Raw genomic sequence first — 20,580 nt, 5'->3', positions numbered from 1 at the left:
CTTGGCGAGCCGGGCGCAGCCCGGCGAGCGCGCCATACGCGGCCATGCCGACCTGTGGGAGGCATGGCCGCCCGCCGGCAGGTGGTCGGCGGGCGATGCTCGCGATGGTGGGGCAGCCTATGCGGCTGCCCTGCGGTGCGCCTCCGCCAGCCGGCTGGTCGCGGTGTGATAGTGGCCGTTGTCCAGTTCGATGCCGACCCAATCGCGCCCCAGCGCCTGCGCCGCCACCAGCGTCGATCCCGAACCGCTGAACGGGTCCAGCACCAGTTCCCCCGGCCGGCTGAACGCCTCTACCAGCGGGCGCAACGCCTCGACCGGCTTCTGCGTCGGGTGTAGCCGGTTGCCGCTGTAAGGGAAGTCGATCACGTCGGGGATGACGCGCGCCGGCATCCGGGGATTGCCCTTGGCGAGAAGATACGCCTGCTCGTGTTCGTAGCGCAGGAACCGCGACGACGACGCATACCGCTTGCGGAACACCAGATGCCCGACGATGCGGAAGCCCGCCCCGCGCCATGCCTCCATGAACAGGTCCACCTTGTTCCAGCCGTAGAAGCTGACCGCGAAGCCGCCGTCCTTGAGCACCCGGTGCATCTCCGCGAACGCCGGCTTGAGCCAGCGCCCGTTGTCGTCGTTCTTCACGCTGCGTCCCTGCCGGTCGCGGTAGTGGGTGACGTAGGGCGGATCGGTCAGGATGAAGTCGATGTTGCCGGTATCGAACACCTGCATTACGTCGATGCAATCGCCGTTGAAGATCATGTTGCGGGGAGCCTGGGCGGTGTCGGTCATGGCCTTGTCCTTCGGTCTGGAGGTCAGCGCAGCGCAGCGCCGCGTCTGACCTCCTGCCCCTCGGCGAGAGCGGGGGTAGCAAGGGGCAAGGGCGTCCGGGCCGGAGGGGGATCGCCCGGCCTGCACGGAACGGAGGAACGACGTGGAGGAAGGCCGGGGATACCGGCCCGGACGAGCGACAGCGATCCCTTGACCCGCGCGTGGGGCAGCGCCCCTAGTGGCCCTGCCGAACGGCAGCCCGTCGCTAGACGGACGGTAACCTATATGTTACTCAAGTGGCTGTTATGATCGTCGAGGAATACACCCGGGAGGACGGTAGCAGCCCGTTCAGGCTGTGGTTTGACGATCTTGACGCGCTTGCTGCCGCAAAGGTGACGACTGCGACTATCCGGCTGGAGGCGGGCAACACGTCGAACGTTAAATGGATCGGTGGTGGTCTCGGCGAGTACCGGATCGACTGGGGACCGGGCTACCGCATCTATCTCGCGCAGGACGGCGATGCGCTGATCGTCCTGTTCGCGGGCGGGACAAAGAAGCGGCAGCAGGCGGACATCGAGCGGGCGCAGGTGCTGCTCGCGGAATACAAAGCGCGCAAGGCGGCGGCCAGGAAAGCGAAGAGGTGATGCGATGACGCTGACACGCGAGTTCAGGGAAACGGTAAAGGAACGCATGGCGCGCGATCCCGCTTTCTCGAAGGCGCTACTCGACGAAGCGGCGACGCTGTTCTTAAACGGTGAGCCACACACGGCGCGCCTGATCCTGCGCGATCTCGTCAATGCGTCGGTTGGGTTCGAGGCGCTCGCGGAGGAGACGAGAAAGCCAAGCAAGAGCCTTCACCGGATGCTGTCGGAGAAAGGCAATCCCAGCATGGACAATCTTGCTGCGATTTTCGGCGCCGTGCGTAAGCGTCTCGGCGTCTCGATCGAAGCGCATGCGGTCGAGGCAGCGTGACATGCAAGGGCAGTCCATGCCGAGAATGACGCTACGGTCGCTGGATCGCAGCAGCACATCCTCTTGTTTCGACGCCTTTCCTGTCCGCGAGCACGGAAAGGGCGTGCGCCTCTCGCCGATCGCCGATAGAGGGTGGCGAACCGACCAAAGGGATACGACCGACGCATGACTGAGGAGCAGAAACGGCTACTGCGGGATGCGTTGTGGAAGATTGCGAACGACCTGCGCGGTAAGATGGATGCCGACGAATTCCGGGACTACATCCTCGGCTTCATCTTCTTCCGCTACCTGTCCGAGCGGATGCACATGTACGCCAACGATATTCTGGCAGCAGACGGCATCACCTACGGCGATCTTCGGGAAGGCACCGACGAGGGGGAGGAGTATCTTGATGCTATCCGCGCGGAGGCGGTGGAGGAGCTGGGCTATTTCCTGCGTCCGTCCGAACTGTTCGAGGCGGTTGCGGCAAAGGGCGCGCAGAAGGGCAACAACTTCATCCTCGACGATCTTAGCCGCATCCTCACCAACATCCAGAAGTCTACGATGGGGACGGAGAGCGAGGAGGATTTCGACCACCTGTTCGAGGATATGGATCTCGGTTCGACCAAGCTTGGCCGCACCGTGGCCGACCGCAACGAACTCGTCGCAAAGGTCATGGGGCGCCTTAGCGACAAGAACAGGATCGATTTCCAGCTCAACAACGCCGAAAGCGACGTGCTGGGCGATGCCTATGAGTATCTCATTGCCCAGTTCGCCAGCGGCGCGGGCAAGAAGGCGGGAGAGTTCTATACCCCGCAACAGGTATCGACCATCCTTGCCCGCATCGTCACCAACGGCAAGACGCGGCTCGACAGCGTGTACGATCCGACGTGCGGGTCTGGTTCCCTGTTGCTGCGCGTGGCGCGCGAGATAGGCATCCGTAACATTGCGAAGGGTTTTTTCGGGCAGGAACTGAACCGCACGACCTACAATCTCGCGCGCATGAACATGATCTTGCACGGGGTGAACTACCGGCAATTCAACCTGAAGCAGGAAGATACCCTAAGGCGCGACGAACATGAGGGGCGGCAGTTCGAGGCTGTCGTGGCCAATCCGCCATTTTCGGCGGACTGGAGCGCGGACCCCAGCTTCACCACCGACGACCGGTTCAGCACGTTCGGCAGATTGCCGCCCTCCTCGAAGGCTGACTACGCCTTCGTCCTGCACATGCTGCATCATCTGGCAGATAATGGCACGATGGCGGTCATCCTTCCGCACGGCGCATTGTTCAGGGGCGGAAGCGAGGGGGCAATCCGCAAGATCCTGATTGCGGAGCGCAACTGGCTGGATGCCGTCATTGGCCTGCCCGCGAACATATTTTATGGCACCGCGATTCCGACCTGCATCATGGTGTTCAAGAAGTGCCGCGAGAACCCGGACGATATCCTGTTCATCGACGCAAGCGGCCCTGAAAACTTCAAGAAGGAAAAGAACCAGAACACCCTGCGTGACGGTGACGTGGAAAGGATTATCTCCACCTATCGCGACCGGACGGCGATCGACCGTTACAGCCATGTCGCGACGATGGGCGAAATCGAGGAGAACGACTGGAATCTCAATATTCCCCGTTACGTCGATACGTTCGAAGAAGAGGCTCCCGTCAATCTGGACGCGGTGTTGACGGAGTTGAAGACGATCAATGAAGGCATGGCCGATGTGGACCAGCTGATTGCCGGTTTCTGCAAGGAATTGGGCATCGAGGCCCCGTTGTGACGCCGAGCCTGCGCTTTCCTGAATTTAAAGATGCTTGGCAGCCCAGGCATGGAGACGATGCGTTCAGGAGCCGTCGCCAGCGCGCGATAGAAGGTCTGCCGCTTTACTCGGTCACGATGGACCAAGGAATGGTACGCCGTGACTCGCTGGAACGAGAGTTCGCAAGCAACGCGCCGGATGAGGCCAATCTCCGGGTCTTCAAGGACGATCACGTCTATAACATGATGCGGATGTGGCAGGGTGCTGTGGGTCGCGCACCCGAGGACTGCATGGTCAGTCCCGCCTATGTCGTGCTCCAGCCGAAGCCCGATACGGTTACTGCATTCTTCGATCACTGGTTCAAGCGCAAGCGTTCCGTATATCTGCTCTGGGCGTATTCTTATGGTCTGACTAGCGACCGGCTTAGACTATACGCGCGAGATTTTGCTAGGGTGCCGATGGTACTTCCCATGGCGGCCGAACAGCGCAAAATCGCCCATTTTCTTGGTTTGGTGGATGAGCGTATCAAATTGTTGCATCGGCAGCGTGTTGCCCTTGCTCGATATAAGAAGGGCGTTATGCAGCGCCTCTTCGACCGATCCCTCCGTTTCACCCGCGACGATGCCACCGCCTTTCCGGATTGGACCGCTTGTGAACTTGGCTCGGTTTTCGATTGGGTGGCGACAAACAGCCTGTCGCGCGAAATGCTGACCTACGAGAAGGGTGAAGTTCAGAACATCCACTATGGCGACATCCACGGAAAGTTTTCCGCCCGCTTTCGGCAAAGTGCCGAGTCTGTCCCATTTATCAAAAACGACGCGCTTCCTTCGAATATTCGGAAAGACGCATTTTGCAAACCCGGCGACGTGATTATCGTCGACGCATCTGAAGATTATGCTGATATAGGAAAGGCTGTTGAGGTAATTGAAGTCGCGCCCATGTCATTGGTTGCTGGACTTCACACCTATATCGCTCGCCCAAAGGCAGGTGTTCTTGCTTTAGGATTCTCTGCCTATCTATTTCAAAGCCAAGCGCTGCGTGAACAGATTATGCGGATTGCTCAAGGCATCTCGGTATTGGGTATATCGAGGCCCAACCTGTCCAAGTTGAAGATATGCCTGCCCCATCTCGACGAACAGCGGAAAGTGGCTGCTTTCCTTGGTGCCATTGATGACAAAATTGCTGCGGCTTCAGCAAAGGTTGCTCAAATGGAGACTTTCAAAAAGGGCCTATTGCAGCAGATGTTCGTTTGAAGGGTTTGAATAGGATGCAAACACTTCGTGAACTGATTGAACGCCACAGCGAGGAAAATAGCGAATTTCGTTATTATATCAAGCATATCGACGAAGCAGAAGCGAACGAAGTTTTACATCCTGATATCACAATCGAGTGCTGCACGGCGCTGTTTCAGGGAATTTCTAAGACGATCGTCAATCGACTCAATCCTCCAGAGGATGCGAAGGCATTCGCGAACTCCTCCGTGCAGTCCCAGGTGCGTGATGCGCTCAAATGCCTTGCTGCCGGTGATGACATAATCGAGATCGATTTCCCACGCCGGGCTGGGAGTTTGGTCCAGATCATTGGGGAATTGCGCAACCAGCGTGGTGATATCAGCCACGGTCGCGCGGTGCCAAAGGAATTGCAGAGCGACCGCAGCCTTGCGCGGCTGGTGCTGAACCTGACAGAGGCGATCGCCCGCTACATGCTGGGCAGCTTCTTTGCGTTGCAGCCTGAGCGAGCGTTCGTTCCGCCCTATGATGACAACGAAGCATTCAATACATACCTCGATGCGAATACTGATCTTCCCGGCAAGCTTAGCTATAGTCGCGCCTTACACGCCCAGTATCCGGAGGATTACGTCATTCAGTTGAAGGATTATGCGGATGAGCAGGAGGCATTGAACGCGGAACGCGACGCCGGCACTCTCGCCGAAGGGGGTGGCAATGGCGACGCAGACTGAAGCCCAGCTTGAAAGCGATCTGATCGACCGGCTGGTCGCGCGTGGATGGTCGCGTGTCGTGATTGCGGACGAAGCGACGTTGCTGGCCAACCTCAAGGCCGAACTGGAAGTGCATAACGCCGTCACGCTGACCGACGCGGAATTTGCACGGGTGCTAAACCACCTCGACCGGGGCAACGTGTTCGAGCGAGCGAAGACGCTGCGCGACCGCTACGATCTGACCCGCGAGGACGGTACACGGCTCTACATCGAATTCATGAACACCCGCGAATGGTGTCACAACCGCTATCAGGTCGCGAGCCAGATCGCGCAGGAGGGTTCGTACCAGAACCGCTATGACGTAACCCTGCTGGTCAACGGTTTGCCCCTGATCCAGATCGAGTTGAAGCGGCGCGGTCTGGAGATCAAGGAAGCGTTCAATCAGGTCAACCGTTACCACCGGCACAGCTATACCGCCGGGCGCGGGCTGTTCCAGTATGTGCAGCTTTTCGTAATCTCGAACGGGGTCGATACCCGCTATTACGCGAACAACCGAAAGCAGAGCTTCAAGCAGACGTTCACCTGGAGCGACGTGAACAACGTCGCGATCAACCCGCTCGCGGATTTCGCCGACGCCTTCCTTGACAAATGTCATGTGTCGAAGATGATCGCGAAATATACGGTTCTGCACGAGGGCGACCGGCAGCTGATGGTGCTGCGGCCTTATCAGTTTTATGCCGTCGAGGCGCTGGTGGACCGGGTGAAGAATAGCGTCCACGGCGGCTACATCTGGCATACCACCGGGTCTGGGAAGACGCTTACCAGCTTCAAGGCGTCACAAATCCTCACGGAAATGCCGGAGGTCGACAAGGTCGTGTTCGTTGTGGACCGCGCCGACCTCGACTACCAGACGACGCGCGAGTTCAACGCCTACAGCGACGGCAGCGTCGATGGAACGCACAACACTCACAAGCTGGTCCGTCAGTTTACCGATCCAACGCGATTGATCGTGACGACCATCCAGAAGCTGAACGCCGCGATTTCCAAGCAGCAGTTCCTCGACCAGATGGAGCCGTTGAAGGGCAGGCGGATCGTCTTCATCTTCGACGAATGCCACCGGTCTCAGTTCGGCGACACGCACAAGCGCATCACCAGCTTTTTCACGAACTACCAGATGTTCGGCTTCACCGGCACGCCCATCTTCAAGGATAATGCCAACAAGAGCGAAGCCATCGCGCGAACGACCAAGGATTTGTTCGGCGAATGCCTGCACCGCTATGTCATCACCGACGCGATCCGGGACCAGAACGTGTTGCGCTTCTCGGTCGAATACTGGGGCAAGCTGCGCAGGCGTGACGGCAGCCTGATCGACGAAAAGGTCGCCGGGATCGACACGCGGGAGTTTTTCGAGAACCCGGACCGGATCGAAAGCGTCGTGGATTGGATCATCGCCAATCACGGGCGGAAGACGCATAGCCGCGACTTCACAGCGATCATGGCTGTCGGAAGTGTCGACGCGCTGATCCAGTATTACGAGGCTTTCGCGCGCAAGAAAGCGGCCGGTCTGCACGACCTGCGCGTGGCGACCATCTTCACCTACGGCACCAACGAGGACGACAGGGACGCCAACGGCCTCATCAGCGAGCCGGAATTCGACATCGCCCGCGACACGCCGGTCAACGCACATAGTCGCGACAAGCTGGATCGCTTCATCGCCGATTATAACGCGATGTACGGCACCGCTTTCTCTACGAAGGACAGCCTGAGCTTCTACAGCTACTACAAGGACATCGCGAAACGGATCAAGGAACGCGAACGGGAAAACGCCAAGGATGCCGACCGGGTGGACATCCTGCTCGTCGTGGCGATGTTCCTCACGGGCTTCGACGCGAAGAAGGTCAACACGCTGTACGTCGACAAGAACCTCAAACAGCATGGCCTGATCCAAGCCTATTCCCGCACCAACCGCATTCTCAACGAGGTCAAGTCGCAGGGAAATATCGTCGCATTCCGCAATCTGAAAAATGCCACGGACGAGGCGATCGCCTTGTTCGCCGACAAGGGTGCGAACGAGACGATCCTGATCGATCCCTACGAAAGCTACGTCGCGCGGTTCAATGAGGCAGCGGCGATGCTACGCGCCCTGACGCCGACGGTTGATGCCGTCGACACGCTGCAAGATGAAAATGCCAAACTGGCGTTCGTCCGTACCTTCCGAGAGTTGGCACGGCTGCGCAATATACTGAGTGTCTTTGCCGAGTTCGACTGGGGACAGCTCAAGCTCGACAATCAGACGTTCGATGACTTTAAGAGCAAGTATCTCGATATCTACGAATCGACGCGCAAATCTCGCGAAGAGGGAACGGCTTCGATCGTCAACGACGTCGATTTCGAGATCGAGCTGGTCCGAACGGATCGCATCAACGTCGCCTACATTCTAAACCTGCTCCGCGAGATCAAGGCCGACGAGAGCGCGGACGCCAGCCCGGTCCAAGCTCCGGAGAAGCGCGTTGCCGATATCATGGACATGGTGGCGTCCGACGCGCAGCTTCGAAGCAAGCGCGATCTGATCGAGAAGTTCATTCATCAGAACATGCCGAAGCTTAAGCCCGGCGATGATGTTGGGGGGGCGTTCAAGGCATATTGGGATCAGGAGAAGGAAGTCACACTAACTGCCATATGTGCGGAAGAGGGGCTGGACCGGGCGAAATTTGACAAGCTGGTCGATCACTTCAATTTCAGTGGTCAGAATCCTTTACGTGATGATGTCGTTGCAGCGCTAAAGGTGCAGCCGAAAATTCTTGAGCGACGGAAAGTGGTCAATCGGATTCTGGAGCGGCTGATTGGCTTTATCCGCACGTTTGAGGATGACATGGGCGAAGTATAGTTGCTATGGAGAGTGGCGTAGCCTACCGCCGCTTTCCCGGTATTGCCCGCGTGGCTACGCAAAAGCCATCGATTGCCGCCATTTCACGTGCCCGCCCTAAGCCGCCGTACCTTGTTCCAGCGATGTGGCGGCCACGATGCTTCGAAGCTCGACCAGCATGTCACAGTGCCGCTTCTCAAGGTACGCAACCACGCTATCGTTCGCCATCAAACGCCCGACATACCGCGACGCAAGGACAAGATGGAGCACGTCGTCGCCGAACGTCCGCTCCACCGCCTTGAAATCACGGCTGACCACTTCAAGCTCGCGCTCCATCCGCGCCATCTGCTCGGGCGATAGCCCATTCAGCCGCTTCGGCTTCTCCGGCGCGACGAGATCGCCTTGCTTGGTGCCGGCGAGCAAAGCCTTTGCGTAGCCGGTGGTGAGATTGCCGGCTTGAATCATGAGGTCGGCGGCCTCGTATTGGCGCAGGGGCTTCATCTTTCGCAACGCGTCGAAGATCGCCTTGCTGACGGTTCGATCCTTGAGCAGGTCGATCACGTCCGGAGCGATCCCGTCGAGCATCGTGCGCCGCTTGGTCAGAGATTTCACGTCCATGCCGAGTGTGCGCGCGATCTTCTCGGCGGAAGCACCGCGTTCGAGCGCGCGCTCAATCATGTAATGCTCCTGCACCGTCGCAAGGCGGTTCACCCGCTTGTTGTAGGTGAAGCTCTCGTCATCGTCCTCGATGACACAGCGGACGCTTTCCTCGCCGCGCTCGCACAGGGCATGATAGCGAAGATGGCCATCCAGCAGCAGATGCTTTCCCTCGGCGTTCGCCTTTGAGACCGGGAGCGGTTCGATGACACCGACTTCCGCGATCGACGTCGCTATGCGTGCATAGCGTTTGGAACGGGCGACATTCGGTGCCAGCCGGCGGAGGGGCAGGATGTCGGCCAGCCGGATGACGAGCACCTGCCGCTCGAACCCGATATGAACCTGTTCGGCCATCACGCCTCCTGTATGCCGATCCGTTCTGCGAGGGGCTGCGGAAGCGTGCCGATCGACTCCGCACGCAGGAGGGTCACGAAATGCTCCTCTTCCAGAAGCCGGCGCAGCGCGTTGACGATAAAAATCAGGCGTCCCTGCGCCAGCGCCGCCTTCTTCACGATCAGCTTCTGCCGATCGATCTCTCGCCGATAGCTGCGCACGAGGGCGGCAGCCGTGGTCTTCGTGGACTTCTGAGGCCGGCCGATTGATTTCACGCCCTTGCCGATCTGATTACGTTCTTCGACGATCCGGCGGATCGCGAGTACCTGGTCGCCCGGCAGTGCCTTCGTTTCATAAGCTTCCGTCAACGCACGTTGCACCTCGGCGTCGTTTGCCCGGGCGATCTCCACGGCAATGGTGTGCGGTACGACGCCACGCTCGACTGCGTCGAGTAGCCGTTCCTCGCCACGTTCGAGCAGGAAGCAGATCGACCACGCATATTCGGGACTGACCCCGATCTTCGCGGCGATCTGCGCATAATCGTAGCCACGTTCACGCATCGCCCCGACCTCCCGGATCAGTTCGAGGGGCGTGTGGTTGCGACGAGCGAGGTTCTCGATCAGGCTCATGACATAGCAGTCTTCGCGCGACGCCTCGATGACAACCGCCGGAATCTCCATCTGTCCGAGGGCGATGAAAGCCTCCATGCGACCCTGGCCACAGACCAGTTCGTAGCCATCCCCGTTCGACTTGCGCGTAACGGTGATCGGCTTCTTCAGCCCGACTGCACGGATGCTCTCGACAAGTTCTTCGAAGATGCGACGGTTGCGGATGCGCGGATTGAGCACCTCGATCGTGGCCAGCGGGATCGAAACGATGTCGGTTGCGACTTCGGTCATGCGGCCCTCGGCATTGGGCTGCGGCGCAGCAGGTGGTAAAGCGGGGCGAGATCGTCGGCCCGGTAAGCATCGAGGTGCAGGCCGTTTAATTCGGCCATCTTCAGGGTTTCGCGCGAGCCGACATCGATCCAGGGCAGGATGTAGAAGTCCTTTGGACGCCTGTTATCGGCGTCCAGCCGCGCGACGATCGTAAGGTCCGGCCGCAGACCCGTGTCGAGGCGCAGCTTCCACCGAAGCGTGCCGGCCGGTGTCGCGTGGCAGCGGACGACCACAATCGACACCGTCAACTCGCCATGCACGGTCAGCAAATCAGTCGCCGGATCGATCCCTACCGCGCCGCCCGTGGCCTCGATGCCTTGCGTGACCTCGCTGACGATCTCTGGATGCAGCAGGCGGAGATGGCGATTGGTCTCGATGTAGCGATAGTCGCGGTCAGGGGCGTAGCCGACGAGCTGGTACGCACGCAGCAGGCTGCCGAAGCGATGGCGATAGCTGGCGGCTGAGGGCATCTCATCAATCTCGTCGATTACGAGACCTGATAGCAGGCCGCGCGACGCCAGCAGATCGGATAGCATCCGCAGCATGTCGCCGTCCGAGAAGCGCCGTGCGCGCTCCTCTAAAATCAGCGCGGCCGCCTGAAACCATGATGGATCGACGATGGCTTCGAACGCCCCATCCCCCCTGATCCACATGTCCGGCGGGTTCACTACCCGCTTCTTCTTCAACTTGAAGGAGACGCGATTGTAGACGTTGTTGCCGACATATTTTTCGTTGCTCAGAATCTGGTGAACGGCACTCCGCGTCCACGGTCTACCGAGATCCGTTCGCTTCCCCTCTTCGTTGAGGATCACAGCGATCTCGCGCTCGGAACGACGCTCCTCGACGAACAGGCGGTAGATTCGGCGGACCGTCTCTACTTCTTCCGCCGGCCCCGGCACGAGTACGACGCGATCGGTCTGGAGGCTCTTCTGCTCGCCGGCTCGAAGCTTCGTCTTCGGCTGCCCCTTCTCGTCGACGAGTTGCCGACGCAATCCATATCCGGCAGGTCCGCCTTGACGATAGCCCAGCGTGACGAGGCGGCATTGGCCGGCGAAAACCTTCGTGGAGAGGTCGCGGCTGAACTCCCCGGCCATGACGCGGCGCACGCTCTTCATGATCGTCGAGCTGGGACTTCCGTCATTCTCGAACGGCTCGGCGCAGTAGTGGACGGTGATGCCCGCCTCGCGGCACACGAACTCGTAATAGCCGCTCTCGTCGGCATCCTGAAAACGACCCCAGCGACTGATGTCGTAGACGAGGATCGCCGTAAAGTCGGTGCGGCCGTTGCGAACATCGTCGATAAGCGACTTCAGGGATTCGCGGCCAGCGATGTTGAGGCCGCTGCGCCCCTCGTCGGCATAGGTCCGCACGATGTCGAAGCCACGCCGCGCTGCATATTCGCTGATCGCGTCCGCCTGGTTCTCGGTCGAGTATCGTTGATGATCGGTGGACATGCGGACGTAGCGCGCGGCCCGTGTCCTGGCCGGCGGCGCACTATCAAAACCTTCAGACCGCTCCGCTGCTGCCACGAGAATGTAGCTCTGCTGTGTTCAATTGGGTCAGCCGTATCCCGTGCAAGAGGGGATGTCTTGGTCCATGAAGGCGCGAACTTTTCAGCCCCACCATGACAGGGTGTCACATTCAACGTTTGATGCCGCGATGTTCGCGCGCGAGATCGCTGCCGCGCTCGCCGTCGAATTTGGCGACCGCCCGCATAAGGTGAAAGAGGTCGCTCGAATCACAGGTTGCAACGAGCGCACCGTCAAGAATTGGTTCCAGGCGCGCAACGGCCCCAGCGGCGAGTGCCTCATCACGTTGATGCGCCATTCCGATCAGGTGCTGCGGCTTGTCCTCCGCCACGCGGACCGCGACGACCTTCTCCGAGTGATCGACGTGTCCGAGGCGAAGGCACGACTTGCCGAGGCCGTCACCACCTTGGACGGCCTGTTAGATGGTCACGAAGAGGGATTTAGAGGGCTATAGCGTAGACATAGTGCTCATCCGGGTCTGGCGCGGCCCAGCAGTCCCTGACGGAGGTGCAGGTCCAGGCCCTGGCAGGCGAGATCTACCGCGCCAAGGTCGCGAAGCATTCGGACGATCCGGGCCCGCCGGACACTTGGCGCCGCCTCGCCGAGGCCGACCGCCGCCTGCGGGACATCCAGCAGCGGCTGGGACGCAAGCCCTCGGCGCTGCGGCTCGCGACGGGCTGGTCGGAGGCTGAGGCCCTCATCAGGGCGCGTCACGGCAAGGCCGTCGACGAACTCCTCGCCAAGAATGGGATGGTCGTCTCGGAGGCGGAGCGCCGCCGGGTCACCTTCGCCGCGGCCCTGGCGGCCCAGCAGGCGCACGAGAGCCTCCTGAGGAACGCCCAAGGTGACTACTCGCCGGACGCCAACGCCAGCCGTTTCCCGCCGCCGACGTCGGCCGCGGGGCCGGTCAGGCTCGCGCCGGTATGGAGGGAGTACCAGCTCCAGAGCGAGCTCAAGCCCGCGACCGTGAAGCGCTGGGAGCCGATCCTCAAAAAGTTCGTCGCCTTCGTCGGCGTCGACGACCTCCGCCGCATCACGCAGGCCGACGTGATCAGGTGGCGCGACAGGATGCTGGCCGAGGGGTCGGGGGTGAGCCCGCTGACGGTCCGTGACGTTTACCTGGCCGCCCCGAAGGCGCTACTTGGGTTCGCGTCCGACCTAGCCAGGATCGGCGCCAATCCTGCCGCCGGCGTCACCGTCAGGGTCGGCAAGAGGAAGAAGAAGGTCCGCAGGCTCGGGTTCTCATTAGAAGAGGCCAACGCGATCCTGCCGGCGTCGCTGGCACCACAGAACGATCTCTCCTCGCAAGGGCTCAAGGATGCCCGGCGTTGGGTACCCTGGCTGTGCGCGTATTCCGGGGCGCGGGTGAACGAGATCACGCAGCTCCGCAAGCAGGACGTTTGCCTGAGCGAAGGCATCTGGGTCATGAAGGTCACCCCTGATGCGGGCACGCAGAAGACTTCCGAGGAGCGGGAAGTGCCCCTGCACGGTCACCTAATCGAGCAGGGCTTCCTCGACTTCGTACGTTCTAAGGGCGCCGGTCCGCTGTTTTACAAGATAGACCCGCGGCGGCGTGGCTCGGCCGCTAACCCGCCTTACGTCAAGGTCGGCGGAAAGCTTGCCGAATGGGTGCGGGCCATCGGCGTGACCGACACGAACGTTCAGCCGAACCATGGTTGGAGGCATCGCTTCAAAACCGTCGGACGAGGTGCCGGCCTCGACTCCGCCAAGCTAGATGCCATCCAGGGCCATGCCCCGCGGACGGAAGGCGAGGAGTACGGAGGTTTCTTGCCCACCGCCCTCAAGCCGGAAATCGACAAGAAGCGCCGCGAACCACGTGCACGACGTGGGCGGACATGTCGTGCCAGCCGGCCTCGGCCCGACCGATCGAAGGAAGCCTCATCGAATCTCCGCAGTCTCCGCGGGAACAAAAGCGGCACGGCGCAGCTTCTACGCCCTGGCCTCAACCTTGTCGCGGGAACAGCGCCTTGAAGTTGCTTTCGTTCCGTGTCCGGCAGTTCCGCTCCATCCGGGACAGCGGCGAGGTCAACCTCGCCTTCTCGAAAACCGATCGGGGCCAGGACCGAAGCGTCACCGCGCTGGTCGGCCGAAACGAGAGCGGGAAGTCCAACATCCTGCTCGCCCTGGCGACGCTGAACCCGGAGGGCGGTCGCAAGGCGCTGACGATGAGGAAGGATTTCCCGCGCGACCGCCATCCCCGAGAATGGGATCCGGCCTTCCAATTCCTACAGACGACCTGGGAACTCGACGAGGCGGAGCGCCACGAGATCGGCGCGCATTCGCTGGCCTTCGGGGCGGTCGGGAAGGCCTACGTGAACCGCACCTACGATGCCCAACCGCGGCGTCCGAGTAGCCGATCATGCGCGAGGCCGAGTTCAGACGCTTCCTGATCGGGCGCCTCGGCGCCCGATCAATCGACAGCTACGTCGCATACTGTCGGCAGGTCGAGGGCAAGCTTGCGGTGGACCTGGACAGCTGCGAGCTGGGGCCGGATGGAATACGGAGCCTCATCCTGCGACTGCGCGCTGCAGGAGCCGCGGACAAGAGCGCCAGCAATTGCGGCTCCGCCTTGAGAGCCTATGCGTCGTTGCTCGGGTCAAAGGCGAACTCGGACCATCAGGCCAGCACCGAAACCACGGGCAAGCCCCCATGCCGGCGAGACGATGGCATAGGCGGGATGCCCCAGGTCGGCGTCGATGCGGCGCCGATGAACGGTCCAATGGCCAAAGCGACCGTGAAGGAGCTGCTGACGACCTACGGCGAGGTGATGGCCGAGCTGCGTCGTCGCGGGGTGATCCGGACGGGCAATGCCCCGGTCGGCGACTATGCCGAGTTGCTGTTCTCGGAAGCGTTCGATTGGAGGCTGGAAGGGAATTCGGCCGCGGGGTGACGTGATGCGGGGCCGCAGGGGCGGACGGATCAGCCGCGCAGGGCGCGGCCTTCATGTATCAGGATCGCTTGGAAGGCTCGCCACGAGGCAGGCATGCTGATCTCCGACATGATGCAGCCGTCCGGGCGCGTGTTCCTGAAGTCGGAGTGGGGGCCGATCAACGACTACTGGCCGTGCGTCTCCTTCACCAAGCCGTCGGTCGGGGCATGGCTTCGAAGAGAGTTCGTGCCCGGGCGCGACGTGCTCGTCTACGTCGGCACCAGGAGCCCGGCCTCCACGGAAAATCCCGATCACCGGAGCTGCCTGCTCTCGGCCGTGGTCATCGAGCCGAACCAGATCCTGGAGACGAAGAAGATCGTCCCGGTCGAGAGCTGGAACAACTCAATCGAGCATCATGGGGACCGGTGGCCCCACGCCATGGCCGCGATCCGCGCCGCGGACATCGTGGGGCCGCCCTATCCCGAGGCGCGGAGGGTGATGCCGAAGTCGTACCGGTCCTTCTCCGAGATCGGTAACCGCGGCAACGTCATCGAGGCCCACCCCGGCGAACGGGCGGCCATCATGGCGCTTGAGATCAAACCGCTGACGCTCACGCTGCGGGAGGGTGTCGCCGCATACATCGGCCTCAGGGAGAGCACGAGCCCCGCGATCGACAAGACGATCCGGCAGGAGGCATCACGGATGACCCAACTGATCTGCGAGCGGGTCAGCAGGGGAGGCGAGCAGAACGTACGGATCAACCCGCAACGGTTCGCCCCTCCGTTCGCGGAGATGAACGCCCTGATCCTGCGGCTTTGGCTGGACGTGCAACGAGGCAAGTGCGCCCTGTGCAGAGGCCCCCTGGTCGCCTCCACCAGCAACCTGATGCTCAAGGCGTCCGCCGACCGCATCGACAGCGCCAACGGCTCCTACGACGCCGCCAACGTCCAGATCACGCACCTCGCCTGCAACCTCGCGAAGAACAAGTACGGGCAGGAGCAGTTCGACGATTGGGTGCTCGCCGTCCGTGGTGTTCAGCCCGACCCGAACCTCACCCCGATCACGATGCCGTCCTGATCCAAGCCAAGCCGTTTCGCCCTCGCGAGAGCAGTTCCCGGGGCGTCGAACCGATGGATCCAACGCCCAATCCTCCGACGCTCAAGGGGACGCGCGAGATCATCCCCAGGCCCTTGCGCCGAGCGGGCCTTCAGCGCTTGCCGAGACGCATTCCGATGGCCATTGTGGTGGTACACACGCCGTCAGGGCGGATCAGCTAAGTCATTGCCTCAGAACAAATTTCTGGATCGTACGGCGGAATCCCCCCCTCTCCGCCACTTCGGTATAAAACCGGGAACGCCGATTCCCACCGATTTCCCTCCTTTCGTGGCTACCAGCGTCCTCAGCAGGGTGTTTTTGCTGCCTTTGATGTAGATCGCGTCGTCCGCGACCTCGACGTGTTGGGCGAAAGCCCGGACGTGTTCCCGCCGATAGTCGCCCGTTCCGAGCCGGAGCCGGGTGCGGGCTTCGCTTGCCATTTCCCGCACCGCCGCGCCTGTGAGACCCTGATGGGCCGAGCTTTTCAGCATGGCCTCGGTCCTCTCGGCGTCGGCCCTCGCCTGATCCCGTAGCGCGGTAAGGCCCGCGATGCGTTCGCCAAGGGCAGACTCGGCCGGGTCTAGCGAACCGGCTTCGATAGCGTCGTAGAGCCGTTTGAGGCGCATGTCTGCCTCGGCCGCACGCTGGTTCAATTCGGCGATGTGCTGGCTGCGCCGCTCGACGCTTTCCTGCCGGCGATCCAGAAGCGAGGCGAGCACATCTTCGATCCGCTCGGGGTCGAGCAGCCTTTCCTCGATGTGGCTGACCACGATGCGGTCGAGCTTGTCCATAGGGATTGCCCGGCCCTTGCAGCCTGTCTCGCCCTGCCGCGCCCGGATCGAGCAGGCATAGTAGCGATAGCGGCCGTTCTTGCCGGTGCGCAGTGTCATCGCGCCTCCGCAATTGCCGCAATGGCAAATGCCGGTCAGCAGATTCGGGCCGCTGACGACGCGCGGCGGCGTTACCTTCGGATTGTTGACCTGCAACCGCGCCTGCACCGCCTCGAAGGTTTCGAGGTCGATAAGCGGCGGCACGGGAACGGTAACGATTTCTTCCTCGGGCTTCACCTCACCCTTCTTGGAGCGGCGATTGAACCGATGTTCGCCGATATAGGTGCGGCGTGTCAGGATGCGGTGAAGCTGGCCGATGCCCCAACGCCCGCCGCTGCGGGTGAACATGCGGCTCCTGTTGAGGTAGCTGACGATGTTCTTGACGCCCATGGGGCCGGACGTGCCGTCGCCCTCCAACGCAAGCCGGAAGATCAGCCGCACGGTGTCGGCATGGAGCGGGTCGATCTCCAGCTTTTTCTTCATCTTCGCGCCGCGCTGCTCGGCCTCGACGACGCGGTAGCCGATAGGCGGCAAGGAACCGTTCCAGAAGCCTTGTCGTGCATTCTCCTTCAACGCCCGGATGACGTGCTTGCCGTTCTCCTTCGACTGGTACTCGTCGAACAGCGCCATGATCTGCCGCATCATGACGTGCATGGGGTCGTCGCCCATTTCCTGCCAGATCGCACTTCCAGCACAAATCGATCACCGTACCCGTGTGAGCGGCCGCTCAGGACCGTCCGTCCCCTTGACGGGATAATGTAGCAGCAGACGGTACCCACCACGCATCATCGCTAGCCCGTGCTGGACAAGCCGGCGCGCTCGGTTCTTCCGCGGATCGATCTCGAAATCCTCCTTCGTCCCGCGAAAGCCGAGAAGCACCTCAGCGACGGTGCGATAGCTCTCGTCGCGCAGCTTGGCGTCCAGTGCGCGCAGCGACAGGATATGCCATTTTAGCAACTGAGCCGGCAGCACGCCGAACGGTGGCCCGGGCGAGCGGTCGCGAACGCACCGCCAGAAGCGGCGAACGGCATGAAGCCGAAGGTCCATGAACCGGTCGATCGGAAGACAGACGGCAAGCAGGGCCGTTTCGTCGGGGTCAGCGTCGGGAAGCCAGAGCTGATGCGCAACGCCATCGGCGGTCCAGATGCCGTGCCAGCCATCATGAGCTTTTCGCAGTTCCAGACCATCGAGCGCGGGAAGACTGACCGCAATCGGCTCGGCGGTGTCGGTCGGCATCGCGGACTCCAGCCGGATCGCGTGCGGTCTATGCCGTGGGGTCCAGATGACGGGCTTGTCGCCGCGGGTCCTGTCGGGATCGTGCGGGAAATCGCAACCCCCAGCGCTCGGTAAACCGGTCCAACTCGCAAGGTTCGGGCGGATCGGGTTCGGTCAGGCGCTTCGCATCCTGCCGATACTCGGCATGTCGTCGCAGATATTCCCAGGCGAATCCGGCGGCCGGAATCGTCTTCGCATATCGATAGCCCGATGCCGAACGCCAATCGATCTCGATCATGTCTACCTCCCTGCTGCTCCGTTCAATTTCGCTGGTGAGCCAGCTCTTGTGGAACCTTCGTGGTTGGAAATACCGAGTTTCGAGATATCTCGATCGCTCCACCCGATCATTGACGGGCTTCCCTGCTATTGAAGGCGAACCGCAGAACGGACCATGTGACGACCGATAGGCCGACGAGCACCAGCGACGCGACGCCGAAGAGCTGGGGAAAGCCGACAAGCCCGAGCAGGGGCTGACTCAGGACGGGCGAGAGGAACTGGCCGAGGAAGATTGCGGTGGTCAGGACGCCGCCTGCGATACCCCGGCGTTCGGCCGGCACAGCCTGGAGCGCGAGGGTCGCAAAGTTCGGCATGACGAGACCGACACCAAGCCCGCTGATCGCGCCTCCCAGCAGGAATGCGGGCACGGAGGAGCTGGCTTGGAAAACGAGGAATCCGATCGCCATGGCTGCGTATCCGGCAGCCGGCGTCCAAGCGGTTCCGAGACGTACCCTGATCCGCCCGAACAGCAGTGCGGTCACGCCGCCGACGAGCGTCAGGATGGCAATGACCTGCCCGGAGACGGCCGGATCGGGGAGCCCGATGTCTGCCAGATGGAAGGGCAGTTGCGTCGGCACGATATAGAACAAGATGAAGGTGCTCGTCGCCAGCATGGCGACGAAAGCGAGCTGCCCCTTCCACGCGGTCTCGGGCGAACCGCCATGACCGATGTCACCGCCGGGCACGGGTCGTTCGGGATCCTTCACGGACGCCCAGATGAGCGGGAGGTAAAGAAGCGCGATGCCGTAGATCAGGAACGGCCACTGCGGCGAGTACCCCGCGATGAAGCCGGCGGCGCCGACGAAGAGAAACCCCGAAAAATTGGTCGCTGCGAGCTGATAGCCCATGAACTGCGCACGCTGCTCGCCCGCAAAGTAGTGCCCGATCAGAGCGGTCTGGGATGTCATGGTGAGCGCGACGGCCAGACCGAGAACGAAGCGGCTGGCGAGAATCGCGTGCAGGTCGCCGAGCCAGAAGCCTGCCGTGCCGGCCAAGGCATAGACGAGCACGCCCAGGATCAACAGACGTCGCCCGCCGAGGCGATCGACCAAGAGGCCAGCGATTGGCGCGAGGAGAGCGACGGTCAGCGAAGGCGCGGTCACGAGAAGCCGAGTGACAAAGGCCGCATTCGGCGTGTCGGCGAACGCGGCCTCCAGTCCCGGCAGGGCCGGGCTGATCGTGGCGTTCGAGAGAACGGTGAGGGTCGCCACCATGAGCAGCGCGAGGCTGCGGAGATGGGTGAAGGGGGACGCATTCGTCATCGGCATGAGCCCGGCGCACAGAACTGTTGGTGTAACCAACATTCCATTCGATTGTTGGTGGAGTCAACGAACTTGTGCGATGGGTGTAACCGTTTAACCGGATGAGGTTCGGCGGGACGCCATGAAAGACACCACGACCGCGCCGCGACTGAGGACGCTGCCCACCCGCATGTTGGGACAGGTCGCCGCCCTCACGGGGCAGCATACGATCGACGCACTCGCCGAGGCGGGAGCCAACCGGCACCAGTTCTCGGTCCTGGCGACCCTCGATGCCTTCGGGTCACTGACGCAGGCTGAACTCTGCCGTCGAACCGGTATCGACCGCAGCGACATGAACGCGGCGCTGAACGCGCTGGAAGGCCGGAAAATCGTCGGCCGGAGCGTCGATCCGGCCAGCCGACGGCAGAACATCGTCTCGCTGCACGCGGACGGCAGAGACTATTTCAGGGACCTCGACGAGCGGATCGAGATGGCACAGGAGGCGGCGATGAAGCCGCTATCTCCGGACGAGCGTACCGAACTCGGTAAGCTTCTCGGAAAGCTCTACGACCATCACACGATGGTAGATCGCCCCGAAAAGTAAGCGGCATCGCTTGTCGTCTTGTTTTTGATTGCCCACGCGATCTCGCAAGCCGTGTCCCGCCCGGCGAGTGGCATGGAGTCGCCCAATGGGCAGCCCATAGCCGCTTGCACTCAATTACGATTGCCGATGCCCCTGGTGGCGGCAGCACATCGAGTCGCCGCGCGATGGCGGTCGGCGCTGCGATATGTGAGGTCTCCGCACCGCCCGCCATCGGTCACGCTCCGTTCTGCGGCGACTGCGCCCCGTCCTCTGCGCCTGCCGAGCGCTCCGCCTCGAACGCTAGTCTAGCCTTCCCATCCTCGTCCAGAGTTCCCGCGCCCGTTCGCCGTCCTCGCTGTTGAGCTTGTCGGCCATCCAGAGCAGCGCGCCGTAGATCATCACGCGGTCATCGCGCGCGAGCTGGGCGACGCCCGCCTTGACGACGAGCCCGCCGAGTTCGATCAGGTGGCGTGTGCGCTTGCGACGCTCGACTTGCCACGACCGCATGTCATGCCGCGCCCGTTGTGCCTGATGCCGGTTGCAAGCCGCCCGGTTGCGGATGAGCGTGGCTGTCGTCGCCGTCATGTGCCGAAGCAGATCGCCGGGCCGCGACCGATAGTGATGATAACTACGTCTACGCAATAGCCCTCTCTGAGGAGC

The 20,580-nt window shown here is 61.8% G+C and carries 21 protein-coding genes; 12 read left to right on the top strand and 9 right to left on the bottom strand.

Annotated features, from left to right (window positions below; genetic code table 11):
• Positions 1-117 precede the first annotated feature (117 nt).
• Positions 118-786 carry a DNA methyltransferase gene (locus PGN25_06480; protein ID MEH3117247.1) on the bottom strand — a complete coding sequence of 223 codons (669 nt, stop codon included), beginning with the start codon at positions 784-786 and terminating at the stop codon, positions 118-120.
• Positions 787-1,070: 284 nt separating this feature from the next.
• Here PGN25_06480 and PGN25_06475 point away from each other — a divergent pair, with 284 nt between their 5' ends.
• The 6 genes from PGN25_06475 to PGN25_06450 all read left to right on the top strand — a co-directional run bounded on the left by PGN25_06475 (position 1,071) and on the right by PGN25_06450 (position 8,294).
• A complete protein-coding gene (locus PGN25_06475; GenBank protein ID MEH3117246.1) occupies positions 1,071-1,409 on the top strand; it encodes a type II toxin-antitoxin system RelE/ParE family toxin in 339 nt (112 codons plus the stop codon).
• Between the two features lie 4 nt (positions 1,410-1,413).
• Complete coding sequence (locus PGN25_06470) at positions 1,414-1,737, top strand: transcriptional regulator (GenBank protein ID MEH3117245.1); 324 nt, start codon at positions 1,414-1,416, stop codon at positions 1,735-1,737.
• A gap of 165 nt (positions 1,738-1,902) precedes the next feature.
• Positions 1,903-3,489, top strand: coding sequence for a type I restriction-modification system subunit M (locus PGN25_06465; protein MEH3117244.1), 1,587 nt, complete (start codon positions 1,903-1,905; stop codon positions 3,487-3,489).
• Positions 3,486-4,721, top strand: coding sequence for a restriction endonuclease subunit S (locus PGN25_06460; GenBank protein ID MEH3117243.1), 1,236 nt, complete (start codon positions 3,486-3,488; stop codon positions 4,719-4,721). The genes PGN25_06465 and PGN25_06460 overlap by 4 nt, the downstream gene beginning before the upstream one ends.
• Before the next feature lie 14 nt (positions 4,722-4,735).
• Positions 4,736-5,428 carry an abortive infection family protein gene (locus PGN25_06455; GenBank protein MEH3117242.1) on the top strand — a complete coding sequence of 231 codons (693 nt, stop codon included), beginning with the start codon at positions 4,736-4,738 and terminating at the stop codon, positions 5,426-5,428.
• Positions 5,412-8,294 (top strand): type I restriction endonuclease subunit R, encoded by a 2,883-nt coding sequence (locus PGN25_06450; protein MEH3117241.1) that lies wholly within the window; start codon positions 5,412-5,414, stop codon positions 8,292-8,294. The genes PGN25_06455 and PGN25_06450 overlap by 17 nt, the downstream gene beginning before the upstream one ends.
• A 96-nt stretch (positions 8,295-8,390) precedes the next feature.
• Here PGN25_06450 and PGN25_06445 read toward each other — a convergent pair whose 3' ends face one another.
• From PGN25_06445 to PGN25_06435, 3 genes are read right to left on the bottom strand one after another with little or no spacing between them, the layout of a single operon-like run.
• Positions 8,391-9,284: a ParB N-terminal domain-containing protein gene (locus PGN25_06445; GenBank protein MEH3117240.1), complete on the bottom strand. Its 894-nt coding sequence runs from the start codon at positions 9,282-9,284 to the stop codon at positions 8,391-8,393.
• The gene (locus PGN25_06440) at positions 9,284-10,162 is read right to left on the bottom strand and encodes a ParB N-terminal domain-containing protein (GenBank protein ID MEH3117239.1); all 879 of its coding nucleotides are present in this window, start codon (positions 10,160-10,162) and stop codon (positions 9,284-9,286) included. The genes PGN25_06445 and PGN25_06440 overlap by 1 nt, the downstream gene beginning before the upstream one ends.
• Complete coding sequence (locus tag PGN25_06435; GenBank protein MEH3117238.1) at positions 10,159-11,730, bottom strand: recombinase family protein; 1,572 nt, start codon at positions 11,728-11,730, stop codon at positions 10,159-10,161. Before PGN25_06435 ends, PGN25_06440 begins: the two co-directional genes overlap by 4 nt.
• Positions 11,731-11,860: 130 nt before the next feature.
• On the opposite strand from PGN25_06435, the gene PGN25_06430 reads away from it, so the two are divergent.
• The 5 genes from PGN25_06430 to PGN25_06410 all read left to right on the top strand — a co-directional run bounded on the left by PGN25_06430 (position 11,861) and on the right by PGN25_06410 (position 15,697).
• On the top strand, positions 11,861-12,184 hold the full coding sequence (locus tag PGN25_06430) for a homeobox domain-containing protein (protein MEH3117237.1): 324 nt from the start codon (positions 11,861-11,863) through the stop codon (positions 12,182-12,184).
• Between the two features lie 53 nt (positions 12,185-12,237).
• Positions 12,238-13,722: an integrase gene (locus PGN25_06425; GenBank protein ID MEH3117236.1), complete on the top strand. Its 1,485-nt coding sequence runs from the start codon at positions 12,238-12,240 to the stop codon at positions 13,720-13,722.
• A complete protein-coding gene (locus PGN25_06420) occupies positions 13,719-14,141 on the top strand; it encodes a hypothetical protein (protein MEH3117235.1) in 423 nt (140 codons plus the stop codon). The genes PGN25_06425 and PGN25_06420 overlap by 4 nt, the downstream gene beginning before the upstream one ends.
• Complete coding sequence (locus tag PGN25_06415; protein ID MEH3117234.1) at positions 14,111-14,641, top strand: hypothetical protein; 531 nt, start codon at positions 14,111-14,113, stop codon at positions 14,639-14,641. The genes PGN25_06420 and PGN25_06415 overlap by 31 nt, the downstream gene beginning before the upstream one ends.
• A gap of 93 nt (positions 14,642-14,734) precedes the next feature.
• Positions 14,735-15,697, top strand: coding sequence for a hypothetical protein (locus PGN25_06410; protein MEH3117233.1), 963 nt, complete (start codon positions 14,735-14,737; stop codon positions 15,695-15,697).
• 209 nt (positions 15,698-15,906) lie between these two features.
• On the opposite strand, the gene PGN25_06405 is transcribed toward PGN25_06410, so the two are convergent.
• From PGN25_06405 to PGN25_06390, 4 genes are all read right to left on the bottom strand, one after another.
• Positions 15,907-17,214: a recombinase family protein gene (locus tag PGN25_06405; GenBank protein MEH3117232.1), complete on the bottom strand. Its 1,308-nt coding sequence runs from the start codon at positions 17,212-17,214 to the stop codon at positions 15,907-15,909.
• A gap of 33 nt (positions 17,215-17,247) precedes the next feature.
• On the bottom strand, positions 17,248-17,781 hold the full coding sequence (locus tag PGN25_06400) for a DUF2285 domain-containing protein (protein MEH3117231.1): 534 nt from the start codon (positions 17,779-17,781) through the stop codon (positions 17,248-17,250).
• Between the two features lie 28 nt (positions 17,782-17,809).
• The gene (locus tag PGN25_06395; GenBank protein ID MEH3117230.1) at positions 17,810-18,058 is read right to left on the bottom strand and encodes a DUF6499 domain-containing protein; all 249 of its coding nucleotides are present in this window, start codon (positions 18,056-18,058) and stop codon (positions 17,810-17,812) included.
• 106 nt (positions 18,059-18,164) lie between these two features.
• Positions 18,165-19,358: an MFS transporter gene (locus PGN25_06390; protein MEH3117229.1), complete on the bottom strand. Its 1,194-nt coding sequence runs from the start codon at positions 19,356-19,358 to the stop codon at positions 18,165-18,167.
• A gap of 121 nt (positions 19,359-19,479) precedes the next feature.
• Here PGN25_06390 and PGN25_06385 point away from each other — a divergent pair, with 121 nt between their 5' ends.
• Positions 19,480-19,941: a MarR family winged helix-turn-helix transcriptional regulator gene (locus PGN25_06385; protein ID MEH3117228.1), complete on the top strand. Its 462-nt coding sequence runs from the start codon at positions 19,480-19,482 to the stop codon at positions 19,939-19,941.
• A gap of 279 nt (positions 19,942-20,220) precedes the next feature.
• Here the strand turns inward: PGN25_06385 and PGN25_06380 are convergent, their stop codons facing one another.
• A complete protein-coding gene (locus PGN25_06380) occupies positions 20,221-20,505 on the bottom strand; it encodes a conjugal transfer protein TraD (protein MEH3117227.1) in 285 nt (94 codons plus the stop codon).
• Positions 20,506-20,580: the final 75 nt, after the last annotated feature.

The organism is Methylorubrum populi, from assembly GCA_036946625.1.
Lineage (GTDB): Bacteria > Pseudomonadota > Alphaproteobacteria > Rhizobiales > Beijerinckiaceae > Methylobacterium > Methylobacterium populi_C.
Note: the sequence above shows the minus strand (reverse complement) of the source record. Positions and strands in the feature narration are given on the sequence as shown.

Bases quoted from the DNA above. Each gene is read 5' to 3' on its own strand.
- PGN25_06410 (MEH3117233.1), top strand. From the start codon at position 14,735: ATGCTGATCTCCGACATGATGCAGCCGTCCGGGCGCGTGTTCCTGAAG.
- PGN25_06380 (MEH3117227.1), bottom strand. From the start codon at position 20,505: ATGACGGCGACGACAGCCACGCTCATCCGCAACCGGGCGGCTTGCAAC.
- PGN25_06465 (MEH3117244.1), top strand. From the start codon at position 1,903: ATGACTGAGGAGCAGAAACGGCTACTGCGGGATGCGTTGTGGAAGATT.
- PGN25_06455 (MEH3117242.1), top strand. From the start codon at position 4,736: ATGCAAACACTTCGTGAACTGATTGAACGCCACAGCGAGGAAAATAGC.
- PGN25_06430 (MEH3117237.1), top strand. From the start codon at position 11,861: ATGTTCGCGCGCGAGATCGCTGCCGCGCTCGCCGTCGAATTTGGCGAC.
- PGN25_06390 (MEH3117229.1), bottom strand. From the start codon at position 19,358: ATGACGAATGCGTCCCCCTTCACCCATCTCCGCAGCCTCGCGCTGCTC.
- PGN25_06475 (MEH3117246.1), top strand. From the start codon at position 1,071: ATGATCGTCGAGGAATACACCCGGGAGGACGGTAGCAGCCCGTTCAGG.
- PGN25_06405 (MEH3117232.1), bottom strand. From the start codon at position 17,214: ATGGGCGACGACCCCATGCACGTCATGATGCGGCAGATCATGGCGCTG.
- PGN25_06470 (MEH3117245.1), top strand. From the start codon at position 1,414: ATGACGCTGACACGCGAGTTCAGGGAAACGGTAAAGGAACGCATGGCG.
- PGN25_06400 (MEH3117231.1), bottom strand. From the start codon at position 17,781: ATGCCGACCGACACCGCCGAGCCGATTGCGGTCAGTCTTCCCGCGCTC.
- PGN25_06480 (MEH3117247.1), bottom strand. From the start codon at position 786: ATGACCGACACCGCCCAGGCTCCCCGCAACATGATCTTCAACGGCGAT.
- PGN25_06385 (MEH3117228.1), top strand. From the start codon at position 19,480: ATGAAAGACACCACGACCGCGCCGCGACTGAGGACGCTGCCCACCCGC.
- PGN25_06450 (MEH3117241.1), top strand. From the start codon at position 5,412: ATGGCGACGCAGACTGAAGCCCAGCTTGAAAGCGATCTGATCGACCGG.
- PGN25_06445 (MEH3117240.1), bottom strand. From the start codon at position 9,284: ATGGCCGAACAGGTTCATATCGGGTTCGAGCGGCAGGTGCTCGTCATC.
- PGN25_06415 (MEH3117234.1), top strand. From the start codon at position 14,111: ATGCGCGAGGCCGAGTTCAGACGCTTCCTGATCGGGCGCCTCGGCGCC.
- PGN25_06440 (MEH3117239.1), bottom strand. From the start codon at position 10,162: ATGACCGAAGTCGCAACCGACATCGTTTCGATCCCGCTGGCCACGATC.
- PGN25_06395 (MEH3117230.1), bottom strand. From the start codon at position 18,058: ATGATCGAGATCGATTGGCGTTCGGCATCGGGCTATCGATATGCGAAG.